The sequence below is a fragment of the Amedibacillus sp. YH-ame6 genome, from assembly GCF_053848845.1.
Window position 1 is genome coordinate 50579 of record NZ_JBSPEZ010000019.1, and the last position, 15964, is coordinate 66542.

The 15964-nt window shown below is 32.5% G+C and carries 17 protein-coding genes; all 17 read left to right on the forward strand.

Features of this window, described 5'->3' with window-relative positions:
• Positions 1 to 3: 3 nt before the first annotated feature.
• The 17 genes from ACWG0P_RS12090 (at position 4) to ACWG0P_RS12170 (ending at position 15888) form a co-directional block, all read left to right on the forward strand.
• Positions 4 to 534 carry a phage tail tube protein gene (locus ACWG0P_RS12090; protein WP_455801923.1) on the forward strand — a complete coding sequence of 177 codons (531 nt, stop codon included), beginning with the start codon at positions 4 to 6 and terminating at the stop codon, positions 532 to 534.
• A gap of 17 nt (positions 535 to 551) precedes the next feature.
• Entirely contained in the window at positions 552 to 956 is a 405-nt protein-coding gene (locus ACWG0P_RS12095; RefSeq protein WP_455801924.1) for a hypothetical protein, read from the forward strand.
• Positions 928 to 1530, forward strand: coding sequence for a bacteriophage Gp15 family protein (locus tag ACWG0P_RS12100; RefSeq protein ID WP_455801925.1), 603 nt, complete (start codon positions 928 to 930; stop codon positions 1528 to 1530). The genes ACWG0P_RS12095 and ACWG0P_RS12100 overlap by 29 nt, the downstream gene beginning before the upstream one ends.
• A 198-nt stretch (positions 1531 to 1728) precedes the next feature.
• Complete coding sequence (locus ACWG0P_RS12105; RefSeq protein WP_455801926.1) at positions 1729 to 1872, forward strand: hypothetical protein; 144 nt, start codon at positions 1729 to 1731, stop codon at positions 1870 to 1872.
• A 476-nt stretch (positions 1873 to 2348) separates the two neighbouring features.
• Positions 2349 to 2615, forward strand: a complete 267-nt coding sequence (locus ACWG0P_RS12110) for a hypothetical protein (RefSeq protein ID WP_455789429.1) — start codon at positions 2349 to 2351, stop codon at positions 2613 to 2615.
• 55 nt (positions 2616 to 2670) lie between these two features.
• On the forward strand, positions 2671 to 2799 hold the full coding sequence (locus tag ACWG0P_RS12115) for a hypothetical protein (RefSeq protein ID WP_455801927.1): 129 nt from the start codon (positions 2671 to 2673) through the stop codon (positions 2797 to 2799).
• 42 nt (positions 2800 to 2841) lie between these two features.
• Complete coding sequence (locus ACWG0P_RS12120) at positions 2842 to 3456, forward strand: hypothetical protein (RefSeq protein WP_455801928.1); 615 nt, start codon at positions 2842 to 2844, stop codon at positions 3454 to 3456.
• Between the two features lie 88 nt (positions 3457 to 3544).
• Complete coding sequence (locus ACWG0P_RS12125) at positions 3545 to 3811, forward strand: hypothetical protein (protein ID WP_455789425.1); 267 nt, start codon at positions 3545 to 3547, stop codon at positions 3809 to 3811.
• Positions 3812 to 3856: 45 nt separating this feature from the next.
• The gene (locus tag ACWG0P_RS12130; protein WP_455801929.1) at positions 3857 to 4642 is read left to right on the forward strand and encodes a hypothetical protein; all 786 of its coding nucleotides are present in this window, start codon (positions 3857 to 3859) and stop codon (positions 4640 to 4642) included.
• An 88-nt stretch (positions 4643 to 4730) separates the two neighbouring features.
• The gene (locus ACWG0P_RS12135) at positions 4731 to 4997 is read left to right on the forward strand and encodes a hypothetical protein (RefSeq protein ID WP_455801930.1); all 267 of its coding nucleotides are present in this window, start codon (positions 4731 to 4733) and stop codon (positions 4995 to 4997) included.
• Positions 4998 to 5042: 45 nt separating this feature from the next.
• Positions 5043 to 5828 (forward strand): hypothetical protein, encoded by a 786-nt coding sequence (locus ACWG0P_RS12140; protein ID WP_455789424.1) that lies wholly within the window; start codon positions 5043 to 5045, stop codon positions 5826 to 5828.
• A gap of 454 nt (positions 5829 to 6282) precedes the next feature.
• Positions 6283 to 6525: a hypothetical protein gene (locus ACWG0P_RS12145; RefSeq protein WP_455789423.1), complete on the forward strand. Its 243-nt coding sequence runs from the start codon at positions 6283 to 6285 to the stop codon at positions 6523 to 6525.
• Positions 6526 to 6595: 70 nt separating this feature from the next.
• On the forward strand, positions 6596 to 8863 hold the full coding sequence (locus ACWG0P_RS12150) for a hypothetical protein (protein ID WP_455801931.1): 2268 nt from the start codon (positions 6596 to 6598) through the stop codon (positions 8861 to 8863).
• An 8-nt stretch (positions 8864 to 8871) separates the two neighbouring features.
• Positions 8872 to 9528, forward strand: coding sequence for a hypothetical protein (locus tag ACWG0P_RS12155; protein ID WP_455801932.1), 657 nt, complete (start codon positions 8872 to 8874; stop codon positions 9526 to 9528).
• A gap of 8 nt (positions 9529 to 9536) precedes the next feature.
• Positions 9537 to 12626, forward strand: coding sequence for a phage tail protein (locus tag ACWG0P_RS12160; RefSeq protein WP_455801933.1), 3090 nt, complete (start codon positions 9537 to 9539; stop codon positions 12624 to 12626).
• 1 nt (position 12627) lies between these two features.
• A complete protein-coding gene (locus ACWG0P_RS12165) occupies positions 12628 to 14439 on the forward strand; it encodes a DUF859 family phage minor structural protein (protein ID WP_455801934.1) in 1812 nt (603 codons plus the stop codon).
• 15 nt (positions 14440 to 14454) lie between these two features.
• Positions 14455 to 15888, forward strand: a complete 1434-nt coding sequence (locus ACWG0P_RS12170; RefSeq protein WP_455801935.1) for a DUF859 family phage minor structural protein — start codon at positions 14455 to 14457, stop codon at positions 15886 to 15888.
• Positions 15889 to 15964 lie beyond the last annotated feature (76 nt).

Genomic DNA, 15964 nt, shown 5'->3' on the forward strand with positions numbered 1-15964 from the left:
AACATGAGCGAAGATTTAATTGTAAAAGCAGAGGCACAGCCTCAAGCAGCAGGAATTGCAACACGTGAGGAGTTATTGTCTTATATGAATACTGGTACCGTCGAAACACCAGTATGGAGTCTTATTGGTGCAGGATTTACAGATTTAACAGAAGCGTTGAATCCAGTTACTAAAGATTCTCATTATATTCATCAAAAAACAGGTACATCAAGTGTCATCGGCTATGCACCAACATTTACATTCGCAGCTGAATTAGATAAAGGAGATCCAGTTGCTACCTATATTGCGAATATCGGTCGTGAACGTAAAGTAGGTGTTGCTTGTGAAACGGATATTATCAATGTCTACACTTGGGTAAATGGATCTACTGAAGGAACTATGTTAGCATACCGCCAACATATTGCTATTAAAGTGGACAATAGTGGTTCAGGTGTTGGAGGAGAAGCAGTCGGACTTGCAGGAGCTCTTTTATACAAGGGAGATTCTGAAAAAGGAGAGTTCAATCCAACTACAAAAACATTCACAAAAATCTAAGAAAAGGAGAGTATATTATGAGAAAATTTGTATTTGAGAAACAAGATAAACCGGAATTATTGAAACTGGAAATTAACGGAAAGAATTTCACATTCAATCCAATGTCATTAAGCGTGAAAAAAGCGAGTGAAAAGTTTGTAAAAGGACAAGAGTTTCTAGTAAAACGAATCAAAAAAGGTAATATGTCAAAAGAAGAGGTCGCCGATGTAGTGTACAAAAGTTGTGATTTAGTTAGAGAGAGCGTAAACTACATTCTAGGAAAGGGTTCCTATGACAAGATTTTTGATGGACGTACCATTGATTTTGAGGAGAATCAGAAATTAATCACATTTCTTTTTCAAGAAATAACAGAATTTACAAAAAAGAAAATAGTTGCGCTTCCAGAGGTAGATCATGAACATCTTACTGAACAGGTTTCCTGATAAGGTAAGTATTCAAGAGGTTGATTATGTAATCCATACAGATTTTCGTATTGGTATACAATTTGAAATGATGATGCTACAATCGTCATTAAGCGATATGGATAAAATCGTACAATCCTTAGCTTTATATTATCCTATCTATCCACAGGATATTATGAAGGCAATGGAACAAGTGCTATGGTTCTATAATTGTGGCGAATCATTTAAAAACAATGAAAACAAAAAAAGCAGTGGCTCAAATGAACAAATCTTTTCATATGAGCAGGATCAATATATGATCTACACTGCTTTTTTACTTTATTATCAAATCGACCTTAATGAAATTGAATACTTACATTGGTGGAAATTCAAACAGTTATTTAACGAATTACCAGATGAAGCGAAAATCAAGAAAGTGATGATGTATCGAAGTATTCATATTAATTCTAATATGAGTAAAGAGCAGAAGCAATTCTATGCAGATATGAAGAGTATTTATCGTTTAAAGAATACTCAAAATGAAAAGAATAAAGCAAACAACTTCGGAGCTATTTTAGCAAACGGTATGATTCTTCCTAATGAAATGAAGGAATGATAAAGCATCATGATCATATGATGATGTGTTTCTCAAAGAAATATTTAAATTGACCGTAATACGATTTCCAAACTTCAAATAATGATGATAGATAGTATGAAATTACAAAGTCTGGTTATTTGATATCATAGCTATAAATACATATAATTGAACAGGGTATCTAATATGTTATCATAGAGTTAAATAGGAGGGTATTATATGGTTAGAGTTTATAGAGTAGTAGCTTATTTTGAAAAATCAGATATAAAAAAACAGGTAGTAACTTCAGAAATGATAAAATCAATGAAGCTTTGCAGTACATTCAAGAAAGAGGAGGAGTTATCCAAAATTGTATTCCAATAAGTGATTCAGATTTAAAATTTGATTTTTTTGTAATGTATGAAGATAACGGGCGTTTTGAAGAAATCAATTCGTATTTAAGAGATGTAGTTTTTGATTTTAATAAATATATTCCTTTTGATTAATCTTTAGAATTATACAATATTGTTTTGAATTGGGATTCATTTTAATGTAATTTTCTAGGATTTTATTATTTTAATATAGAGATAAGAGAGAGATTTGAAAAAAACTGTGAGATTGAGATATATGCAAAATACGCTAATGTTATGTTAGAAAATAAGAGGAAGAATTAGTGATATGAAAAAATAAAATAGTACTTAATAAGTTTTACAAATGTATGGTAGAAAAATTTAAAATTATCAATAATACAAAGATTAGTTTAGTTATTTAAAGATAAACAATAAAGTAAAGAAGACAAATTGATTGTAAGATTAGAAGTAGTATGCTAAAATTTGAATATAAAATCAGGAGGAAAAAGAATGATAAGATCTTATGTCAAGGCTATAATTTGTAAAAAAGATCCAACGGTTAAGCATGAATACTCAGAGATATTAGATTTAAAAATTGCAGAGGCAATTGAAAAAATTCAGATGGAGGGGGGAACCATCAAACATTTCGTTTTAATACCATGTGACATGATTTGTCGGCATTGTGTATTTAATGTAATGTATGAGGATAATGGTAATTTCCAATCGATTGATAATTTATTAAGAAATGAAATATTTAATTTTGATCAATTAAAATAAATCTGTAAAGGTTTACTTGAATTTAAGTAGACTTTTTTTATGAAAGGAGACATGTATGTCTAATTTAGAAACGATAAATATTAGTGTAAATACGGATCAAATAGAACAAGCAATGGTTGAAATGACATCTGTTATTAAAGAATCATTGTTAGACATCAATAATACAATTGCTATGTTTAGTTAATCATCGAACTCAACGGAATCCACAGTTGATACAGTTAGTGGGATGGTTGGCGTAGCGGCTGGAGCTTTATTTTCTTCAGGTACTAATGTATTTGAAGTAGCTAACCTAACGAGTAGTTTAAGCAATATATTTACTGCACTTACCGGCCCTATAGGAATAGCAACACTAGCAACTACAGGAATCATTGGAGTAATATCATTGTTATCGAATTACCAAAGTGAAGAAACTAAGAAACACAATGAAACAATGGAAGCCATGAATAATGAAATTAGTGCTCGAAATGATTTAGGAAGTAAACAAGAAGAACAGTTACAAGGAAATTTAAGTGAAATCACAAATCTACAGAGTTTAAATACAGAGTTGGGGAATATAACCGATGCAAATGGTAAAGTGAAAGCGGGCTATGAAGATAGAGCTGTTTTTATTGTATCTACACTTAATAAAGCATTAGGGGAACAGATTACAATTGAAGATAGTTTAGTAAAAGGGTATGATAAATCTTCTAAAAGTATCAATGAAAAAATCGATAAAATGAAAGCTAATCAAATGCAGATGGAATCAAGTGATATGAATAAAATAGCACTTAATCAGCTTTATAAATGTGTGGTAGATAAATTTAGAATTAGCAATAACCTAAAGATGGGTATAGCTCTTTAAAAATAAACAATTAAGTAAAGAAGACAGATTGATTGTAAGATTAAAAGTAGTATGCTAAAATTTGAATATAAAATCAGGAGGAAAGAGAATGATAAGATCTTTTACTAAAGCTATAAGGCTGCAGGATAATGCAAGTTTAAAAGTTGAGTGTTCAGATTTACTTGATTCAAAAATTGCATACGCCATAGAAATGATACAAAACAAAGGAGGAAGCATTGTAAATTCTTCATTGATACCTACTGCAACTACGGCGGAATACCAGTTTTATGTGTTATATGAGGATAATGGAAATTATCAAGCTATAGATAATTGCTTGCGAAAGGAAATATTCAATTTTAAAAAATTGAAATTGTAAAAGTTTGCTTAGAAAAGTAGACTTTTTTTTATAAAAAAGACATGTATGTCAAATTTAGAAACGATAAATATTAGTGTAAATACGAATCAAATAGAACAAGCAATGGTTGAAATGACATCTATTATTAAAGAATCATTGATAGATGTCAATAATACAATTGCTGAGTTAAATAACTCAATGAACTCAACAGGGAATACAGTAAGTAATGTAAGTAGCGTGGTTGGTTCAGCAGCTGGAGTTTTATTTAATTTAGGTACTGCCTCATTTGAAGTAACTAAAATAACAGAAAATCTTGGTTCTATATTTAGTGCACTTACAGGACCAATCGGAATTGCTACTTTAGCAATTACAGGAATCATAGGTGTAATTTCGTTATTATCGAACTACCAAAGTGAAGAAACTAAGAAGCACAATGAAACAATGGAAGCAATGAATAATGAAATTAGTGCTCGAAATGATTTAAGAAGTAAACAAGAGGAACAGTTACAAGGAAATTTAAGCGAAATCACAAATCTACAGAGTTTAAATACAGAATTGGGAAATTTAACCGATGCAAATGGCAAAGTAAAAGCGGGCTATGAAGATAGAGCCGCTTTTATTGTATCAACCCTGAATAAAGCACTAGGGGAACAGATTACAATTGAAGATGGTGTTGTAAAAGGGTATGATAAATCTTCTAAAAGTATCAATGAAAAAATCGATAAAATGAAAGCTAATCAAATGCAGAAGGAATTAAGTAATACGAATAAAATAGTACTTAATCAGTTTTATATATATATGGTGGAGAAATTTAGAATTAGAAATAACCCAAAGATGTGTTTAGTTCTTTAAAAATAAACAATAAACTTAAGAAAACAAATTGATTGTAAGATTAGAAGTAGTATGCTAAGATTTGAATATAAAATCAGGAGGAAAGAGAATGATAAGATCTTTTACTAAAGCTATATATATGCAAGCTATTGCAATTTATAAAGTTGAGTATTCAGATTTACTTGATTCAAAAATTGCATACGCCATAGAAATGATACAAAACAAAGGAGGGAGCATTGTAAATTCCTCATTGATACCTACTGCAGATATGATTGGATACCAGTTTTATGTGTTATATGAGGATAATGGAAATTATCAAGCTATAGATAATTGCCTGCGAAAGGAAATTTTCAATTTTAAAAAATTGAAATTATAAAAGTTTGCTTAGAAAAGTAGACTTTTTTTATGAAAGGAGACATGTATGTCAAATTTAGAAACGATAAATATTAGTGTAAATACGGATCAAATAGAACAAGCAATGGTTGAAATGACATCTGTTATTAAAGAATCATTGGTAAGTGTCAATAACACAATAGCTGAGTTTAATAGCTCAATGAACTCAACTGGATCAATAGTTAATAATGTAAGTAGTATGGTTGGTTCAGCAGCTGGAGTCTTATTTAATTTAGGTACAAATGTATTTGATGTAACTAAAATAACAGAAAATCTAGGTTCTATATTTAGTGCACTTACAGGACCAATCGGAATTGCTACTTTAGCAATTACAGGAATCATAGGTGTAATTTCGTTATTATCGAACTACCAAAGTGAAGAAACTAAGAAGCACAATGAAACAATGGAAGCAATGAATAATGAAATTAGTGCTCGAAATGATTTAAGAAGTAAACAAGAGGAACAGTTACAAGGAAATTTAAGTGAAATCTCAAATCTACAGAGTTTAAATACAGAATTGGGAAATTTAACCGATGCAAATGGTAAAGTAAAAGCGGGCTATGAAGATAGAGCCACTTTTATTGTATCTAACCTGAATAAAGCATTAGGAGAACAGATTACAATTGAAGATAGTGTAGTAAAAGGGTATGATAAATCTTCTAAAAGTATCAATGAAAAAATCGATAAAATGAAAGCTAATCAAATGCAGATGGAATTAAGTGATATGAATAAAATAGCGCTTAATCAGCTTTATAAAAGTGTGGCAGATAAATTTAGAATTAGCAATAACCTAAAGATGGGTATAACTCTTTAAAAATAAACAATTAAGTAAAGAAGATAAATTGATTGTAAGATTAGAAGTAGTATGCTAAGATTTGAATATAAAATCAGGAGGAAAGAAAATGATAAGATCTTATGTCAAGGCTATAACCTGTAAAAAATACCCAACGGAAAAGCATGAATACTCAGAAATGTTGGATTAAAAAATTGCAGAGGCAATTGAAAAGATTCAGATGGAGGGGGGACCATTAAACATTTTTTTTAATACCATGTGACAGTGCTTGTCATTCATGTGTATTTAATGTAGTGTATGAGGATAATGGAAATTTTCATTCAATAGACAATTTATTAAGAAATGAAATATTTAATTTTGATAAATTGTGGTAGAACAAATTGTATTTGATGAGGAAGGAAATAAAAATGTAAAGAACATTTCCACCAATGTTAGTGTTGAGGAAAATCAAAGTGAAAATAAGGAGGTAATTGATATGAAAGATGTGTTTTCTAGTTACAAGGGGATATGGAAAAATGATGAATTAAGCGAAATAGTGTGTGGTATACAAGAATGTGGAGGTGAAATTTTATCTATATCTACTTCACTATCTAATGTTTCAACAGTAGCGGCAGAGCGTTTATTAATTATGTATGAAGATAATAATAAAAGAGAAGATATAAAAAAATTTCTATCAGGAAAAGAAGATAAATATAAGCAACGATTATTTGGTAAATAGAACAAAATAAATAGAATTGTTTAACAAAAAATATAAGCCAGCAATGGCTTTTTTTATAGGAGGAATTTATATGGAGAACAATTTACAAGATTTAAATATGGGCATATCTGATTTAGAAAAGACCCTTATGTTAGCTGTTAAAACAGTCAGTGAAGCAGTTGGACAGATGAATGAAAGTCTTAATTCTTTAAATGTTGATAAAAGCTTTGAATCTATAAGTACAAAGGTAGCAGGAAGTATTTCTACAATAAATTCATCCATGACATTATACAAAAATGTTATGGTCATGATGAATGATTCAACAAATTCAGTAATAAGTGCGATAGGGGGAATGTCTGGACCAATTGGAATTGCTACTGTAGCAATCACAGGAATCATTGGAGTAATATCATTGTTATCAAATTACCAAAGTGAAGAAACTAAGAAACACAATGAAACAATGGAAGCAATGAACAAAGAAATAGAGTCTAGAAATAGTTTAAAGGCAAAACAACAAGAACAGCTAGATGCTAATCTTAGCGAAATCACAAATTTACAGAGTTTAAATACAGAATTGGGAAATTTAACTGATGCAAATGGTAAAGTAAAAGCGGGCTATGAAGATAGAGCCGCTTTTATCGTATCTACACTTAATAAAGCACTAGGAGAACAGATTACAATTGAAGATAGTGTAGTAAAAGGATATAATAAATCTTCTGATAGTATTGATGGAAAAATTGATAAAATGAAAGCAGAAGCAATTTTGGAGGCACAACTACCTGCATATAAGATAGCTTTAATCGAATCAACTGAGGCACAGATGAAAGCTGATAAACTACAAATGGAATTAAGTGATCTTAGAATGCAAAAGAAAGCAAAAGAAGCAGAATTTGAAGCAATGAGAAATGATAAATCCAATAAATATAGCCAAGAGGATTATCAAAGAATTTCAAAGGAAATGAGTGAATTATATACAAGCACGACAAAAAAAGAAGAAGCATATAATACACAAAGTGAAATTGCAAAAGGTTACTATGAAGACATGGCGAACTATGAAACTAATGCTGCATTATTAGCAAGTGGAAATGCAGAGAATTATGCTAAGGTACAAATGGATGGTGTATCTGCAAAAAATGCATCAGTTGAAGGTAAGAAGGAAATATTAGCTTCTGAGATTGAAGCGGAAACAGAGCATTTAGCCCTTTTACAAAAAATGAAATTTGATGAGTCTGATGTAGAAAGACAAAATCAATTGCAGGCACAAATGGATGCTGCACAAATGAAGATAGACTCTAATCAAGCTGAATTAGATACTCTGTCAGAACACCAAAAACAGGTTACAGAATTAAAGCAACTAAACAATTTAGAGGATATGAATTTTTTAGGAACATGTATCGCGGATAAACAAGCAACACTAACTGAAATGTATGCTAAGGAAGAAGCTGACTGGACGGAGGCGGAAAAGAAAAAAGCGGAGGGTTTGAAAAATCAAATTGCATCTGAATTATCTACCTATTCACAATATGCAACTGATAAAGTTAATACTGCAGTAAGCTTGTCATCAAAGCTGAATGAAAATTCTACTGCTGAAGAAAAGGCTGCAGCTGAATCTGCAATGAGAGAAGCTACAAGTACTTTACAAATACTTGGACAAAATGCGTTGAAAAAATTAGATATTTTAAACGATTTAAATAAAAGAAGAAAAGAGGGCGATGAATCTGTAACAGATTCTATGATTGCTGAAGCTGAAAGGCAGGCATCTGAGGCAGAGAGTGGATATGGAAGAGTTGCACAAGAAGTAAGGAATAGTTGGAAGGATTTACCTGAGGATTCAAGAAAGACTTTCAAAAATGTAATGGATCCTATGATGGAAGAAATGCAGAATAAAGAACCATATTTATTTTCTAAAGCGGGAGGAATTGCAGAGGGTATTTTAGGACGATTAAGAAAATCATTTGATATAAAATCGCCATCTCGCAAAGTAAGAGAAATATTTAATTATGTTATGGAGGGAGCTGTAGTTGGATTAGATGATAAAACTCCAGAGTTAATGGATCAAAGCGAAGAAATCGCAACGGATATTACGGATGTATTCTCCCGAATAGGCAAAGCTGACTTTAGCAATATGGCAAAGCAATTACGTATGGCAATAGATTCGCAACAGTTACAAATGCGTGGAGTTGTTCAATCCAATCTATCACAAGAGGTATACACTTCTGGTCGTTTGAAAGTTGAAATTGGTGAGATAAAAGGTATACTTCAAGGGAAAATTGAAAACAGAATATTAATGGATGGTCGCGAAACTGCTGTTCAATTGACACCATTCATAAGTGAGGAATTGGCATTTTCAGCCAGATAGGAGATTATATGAAAATTAATGATAAAGATTTTAAGACATATTTCCATGCAGATGTATGTAGCTTCCATGATAAAACAATGGAAATAGAGAATGAAACATTCTTGCCGATTGGAAGTTATCTTCCCATTGTTCATGCGACCACAATTTCTCCACAAGTACGTGAACTGGTTTTGGATTTTACTAGTAGAGAAGATATGAGTATGTTTGCGGTTGAACTTATGAACCCATGTACTATTGATGTAGATGATGGATATATATACGATTGTATTTTAAATGGTAAGAGTGAATCGCAGGATGGCGTAAACGCATACACTGCTACATATTCCTTTCAAGTTTTGAAACATAAAGCATTAATCGAAGTTGAAGATAGTAACTTTATGGTACAAGGAAACATAGCATGTGGCTGCATCTATGAACTACATGCTTTAGATGCACTACAGCGAGTAGAAGTAGATGGTATGATTATTTCGAATATGAAAAAAGATCAAACGTTGATAATAGATGGTATCGATAAGCTTGTTTATGATATAACAACTCCTGAATTATCTTCATTTGATCAAGTTCAAATACAAAAGTTTCCAAAGCTTATTCCAGGGATACATACGATACAAAAAGATAGCGAACTATGCAGGGTGGTAATAAAATACTATCCTGTATTTATGTAGGAGGGGTTATGGTGTTAAGCGTAAAGAGTAAGAAAGGGTATATTCCTTTAAAAAATCGAACGAATTTTAACATTGTATATAGTTATGAAGGAGAGCAAACGCTCTCCTTTGATTTGGCTGTAAATGACAAAGCTTTTAGTGAATTGAAGGAACGTTCTAAACTTAAATATTTGGATAATCGATATAATGTTACTAGAATTAATAAACGGAAATCGATTGTAACAATTCAAGCTGATTTGGATTTAAATGAGTGGAAATGTGAAATTCATCGCACTTTTAAAATAGAAAACGCATTGTTTTCAGATGTTTTGTTACAAATTAAACCAGATGGGTGGACAATGGATGATATTGAGGAGGCCAAAGGAAGGCTTGATATTGAGTTAACGGGTGTAAATGCATATGACATATTGATGGAATGTAAGAAAATATATGGCATTGTATTTGAATACCATATTGTGGATAAACGTATTAAGGTTATAGATCCACTAGTGATTCAACAAAGGGGTCTATTTTTAAGTGAAGAACTTAACTTGGATAGCGTAGAGTATAAAGGTGAATATGATGTACAAGTGAATCGTTTGTATGCTTATGGGAAAAAGATTGAAACTGAAGATGAGAATGGGAATAAGCATATTGAATATGTGAACTTTACTGGAATTAATCATGGCTTAGAATACATTGATTGCAAGGAATATATTGATGATGAAATTATTTGTGCATATTGGCAAGATGATAAAATTATAGATCCGCAGGAATTGTTGCGAAAGGCAAAAGAGCAATTAAAGGAGTTGGCATTTCCTAAACAGTCGTGGGGATGTAATATCTATGATTTATCTAGGACAAATAAAAAATACCAATGTCTAGATTTTAAACTGTATGATAAACCTGTATTATTAACCGATGGTTTGTCAATTGTTCATCAGATTGTAGAGTATAGCGAATATCCTGATCAACAACAATTGAACAAAGTAGTGTTAAGCACTTCGTTTAAGAAAATTCAAGGAGAAATCAAACGTATAAAATCTGATTTGAATGACTTGGATTTGGATTTGAAAGTAAAAGAGAATTTGCTCAACGAAATAAAACGTAGTGTAGATAGTAATACGTTACGTATCGAGAATACATATTCAAAAGAAGAAGTAGATACCAAACAAGAATCAATCATTCAGCAAACCAATGATTATATTGATTTATCAATTGCTCAAGTTGATAAAAAAATAGAACAGTTAGATATGACCACAATTCAATTTTTATTGATGAAAGATGGTTCGTTATTGGATGAAACTATTGATAAAGTAGAGCTTCATGCGAATGTGTTGAAGAATAATGAAGATATTACAAATGATATTGCAGCTATTTCTTTTAATTGGGAAAGAAAGTCAAAGGATAGTGAGGCAGACTATTTGTGGAATATATCACACAAGGCAATGAAAGAGGTTACTCTTACAAAAGATGACGTACATATAAATGCATCTTTTAGGTGTGTTTTGTCAACAGCACAATTTACGAAGTATACCGGTTTTGAAACTATTACAAATGAAAGTGATATACCAAAGTTAACAGTGTATCTAGATTCTAATTTACCATCGTATCAACATTATAATCTAGAATCAAAAACATTGGTTCCAGCATGGAATCCTTTGATTATTACACCCGAAGTAAAGGACGGATTATTGCAAATACCTTTAAATCAGTGTGTAGTTAATTGGAAGCGTTTTGATGGAGAATTAATAGATGGTGAAGTCATAGAAAATGGTGTTTTGAAAGTGTCTCAAAACAAACTTTTGGATGAAGAAGCTAAATCAATTACTTATATATGTACTGTTACATATAAAGAATATACGGCATTTGCATCGAAAGGATTTATCTTGTTAAGTGATGGAAGTGCAGGTAAAGGTGTAGATGAAATTGTTGTTGAATACTTTCTTTCTACTTCAAAGGAAACACAAATTGGAGGAGAATGGTCACCTATACCTCCATCTTGGATTCCTCAGCATTATATGTGGACTCGCAACAAAATCATCTATAGTGATGCTACAGTAAGCTATAGTCAACCAACATGTGATAGCTCATGGCAAGTAATCACTGGTCTTGAAATAGGAGGTAGAAACCTCTTGTTAAATAGTTCCTTTATCATGCATGATCGAAACTGGGAATCTGATATTTTGGAATATGTGAATAAGAATAAAAAAAGATGTGCACACATTTCATCAGTGGAGCTAAATACGACTAAGCATGTGGTACAAAGTATCCTTGGAAAACTAGAACCATCTTCTACATACACCATGAGTGGTTGGGTCTTGTTAGAAAACATACAAAAGGGAGATACTGCCTTTTATTTAGGTATTCGTCATCAAGGGATGTATAAAGTGCTTGAAGAAGAGCTATCTTTTAGTTTTGGAGATTGTAAGTTTGCAACCGAGGATATAGAAGGTCAGTGGCAGTTTGTGACTTGCACTTTTATGTCAGATACTAATAAAGTTTTAAATGAAGTCATTTCAGATATTGAAATTTTATGTAAAGATTGCATTGGAGATATTTATTTTTATAACTTCAAACTTGAGAAAGGGAACTTCGCTACCGATTGGACACCTGCCATTGAAGATATAAACGAGAAAATCGAGGATGATGTGAACCAAGTAGAATCCAGAGTTACACAGTCTTTTCAATCTGCAATAGAACAATCGAAAAGTGAAATCAATTTATCTGTAGAGGAACTGATTACTACAACTACAGAGACGAGGGAACAGATAAACGGTATTCAAAATCAAATACAACTTACAAATGAACAAACAAGCTTTATAAAAACCACGATTGATACATTAAATGATGTAGTGAATGGAAAAGTAGATGAATCTAAGATTCAAGAATGGGCAAGATTTGATGGATCATCTTTGGAACTCGGACAATCAAATAGTCCTTTTAAAGCGATCCTTACGAATACAGAATTGGGATTCTGGCAGGGAGATACGAAAGTAGCTTGGATTTCAAATAATGAATTACATGTGACGAAATCTGTTATAGTACAGCAAATACAAGTTGGAAATTGGTTGTTTAGAGACGAAGGTAGTGCTGGGTTCACATTAAGGAGGTTATAATATGGGATTTCATTTAAAATTGTCTTTATCAGAAAGTAATGTAAATATTGCGAATAATACATCCGTAGTCACGGTAGGGGTTACTTGTGTTGCCAATGATTCTTATTCTTCTGCATATAATAACAATACGACATCGGTTTCTGTAAGTTGTGATGGTCAAAGTGGCTCTTTTTCTGTTGGAGGATATAATATTGGACTTGGTGGTTCACAATATCTTGGTTCTAAGTCTTTCACAATTATTCACAATAATGATGGTTCAAAATCTATAAGCGCATCCGCAACATTTTATGCAGATAACTCATGGGTAGGTACACCAAGTGCATCGGGCTCACTTACTTTAACAAAAATAGCTAGAGCAAGTACATTTTCTATTTCGGGAAACACTATGGATTCACCTATGACAATCTCTATTTCTAGAGCTAGTTCTAATTTTACACATACTGTACGTTATCAATTTGGCAACGTTGTACGTGATTATAGTGGACAAGCAACTTCTTGTACATTCACACCACCGGCAAGTGATGCTTCACAAATTCCAAATACAACATCAGGAACGGGAACGATTACCGTTACAACATATTCTGGATCTACAAAAATAGGAGATAGTAAGTCATTAAGTTTTACTCTAAATATTCCAGGAAGTCTAAATCCATCATTTTCGAGTTTGAATATTACAAGAAATGATAATGGTGTACCACCAGAATGGGGAATTTATGTACAAGGAAAATCAACCGCAACGATTGCAATCGAAGGAGCAAGCGGAATATATGGGAGTAGTATTAGTAGTTATTCTATTGTAGGTAGCAACGGCACATCATCCAGCTCGAACACAGTAACTATAAATAGTTTGCCAGCAGGAACCATTACTTTTACTGGAAGTATAAAAGATAGTCGCGGAAAGACAGCTACAAAACAAAACAGTATTACAGTATATCAAAACTCAATACCAGCACTGACATTAAAAGCAGAGCGATGTAATGCAACTGGTATTGTAAGTAATACCGGAACTTATTTAAAAATAACACCAACCTATAGTTGTGCTAGTATCAATGGAAAGAATTACATAAGTAGTAAAGAATTTAGTATTTCATCAACATCATATAAGAATACGACTGCTTCTTCAGGAAGTAGTTTTATTTTAGGAAATGGAGATATCTTGATATCGAAAAGTTACGATATCACAGGGGTAGTCAAAGATGCATTAGGACAGAGTAGTGGAACGATTACAATCAAAGTACCATCTTCAAGTGTACCAGTCAATTTTCGAGATGATATGAGTGGAGTGGGTTTTGGGAAGTATGCAGAAAGAGCGAATGCAATTGATAGTGCTTGGGATATTTACATTAAGGGAAATAAAGTGATGATTGGGAATGAATGTCCATTTCCTATAGGATTTGTTATTACTAATACGATTTCTAGTTTCAATCCAAATACACAATACGTTGGAACTACATGGACTCGTTATGCACAAGGTAGGGTACTTGTTGGTATAAATGAAAGTGATGCTGATTTTAATTCGACAGGAAAAACAGGTGGGAATAAAAGTTTACAAGCTCATACACATTCTGCTTCCACAAACAGTACAGGAGGTCATACCCATAGGTTCAAAGGATATTGGACTGTAAGTTCAATTTCATCCAGTTATCAATGTGTATCACAGACTCAAGTATCCTCCGATCCTTGGGCAATACCCCCTTCGGAAGAGAGTGCAGGAGCTCATACGCATACTGTTACTGTGAATTCTGCAGGTGCTGGAAATTCTCAAAATTTACAACCATATATAGCTGTTTATATGTGGGTAAGGACTGCATAGGAAAGGAATAATGTAATGGGATTTCATTTAAAATTATCTTTATCAGAAAGTAATGTAAACATTGCGAATAATACATCTGTAGTCACAGTAGGGGTTACTTGTGTTGCCAATGATTCTTATTCTTCTGCATATAATAACAATACGACATCGGTTTCAGTAAGTTGTGATGGTCAAAGTGGCTCTTTTTCTGTTGGAGGATATAATATTGGACTTGGTGGTTCACAATATCTTGGTTCTAAGTCTTTCACAATTATTCACAATAATGATGGTTCAAAATCTATAAGCGCATCCGCTACCTTTTATGCAGATAACTCATGGGTAGGTACACCAAGTGCATCGGGCTCACTTACTTTAACAAAGATAGCTAGAGCAAGTACATTTTCTATTTCAGGAAACACCATGGATTCACCAATGACAATCTCTATTTCTAGAGCTAGTTCCAATTTCACACACACTGTACGTTATCAATTTGGCAACGTTGTACGTGATTATAGTGGACAAGCAACTTCTTGTACATTCACACCACCGGCAAGTGATGCTTCACAAATTCCAAATGCGACATCAGGAACGGGAACGATTACCGTTACAACATATTCTGGATCTACAAAAATAGGAGATAGTAAGTCATTAAGTTTTACTCTAAATATTCCAGGAAGTCTAAATCCATCATTTTCGAGTTTGAATATTACAAGAAATGATAATGGTGTACCACCAGAATGGGGAATTTATGTACAAGGAAAATCAACCGCAACGATTGCAATCGAAGGAGCAAGCGGAATATATGGGAGTAGTATTAGTAGTTATTCTATTGTAGGTAGCAACGGCACATCATCCAGCTCGAACACAGTAACTATAAATAGTTTGCCAGCAGGAACCATTACTTTTACTGGAAGTATAAAAGATAGTCGCGGAAAGATAGCTACAAAACAAAACAGTATTACAGTATATCAAAACTCAATACCAGCACTGACATTAAAAGCAGAGCGATGTAATGCAACTGGTATTGTAAGTAATACCGGAACTTATTTAAAAATAACACCAACCTATAGTTGTGCTATTATCAATGGAAAGAATTACATAAGTAGTAAAGAATTTAGTATTTCATCAACATCATATAAGAATACGACTGCTTCTTCAGGAAGTAGTTTTATTTTAGGAAATGGAGATATCTTGATATCGAAAAGTTACGATATCACAGGGGTAGTCAAAGATGCATTAGGACAGAGTAGTGGAACGATTACAATCAAAGTACCATCTTCAAGTGTACCAGTCAATTTTCGAGATGATATGAGTGGAGTGGGTTTTGGGAAGTATGCAGAAAGAGCGAATGCAATTGATAGTGCTTGGGATATTTATATAAGAGGTGCGAATATCATAGATTTAATAGTCCCTATAGGAACTATTCAGGCTGTTGACAAAGAAGTCGACAGCTTTTTTAAAATATGTTAAAATAAATAAGGCAGTAAGATGACTACTCAACCTAAAACATGTGGCTCTTACTGCCTTTTGTTATGAAAAAAATGGT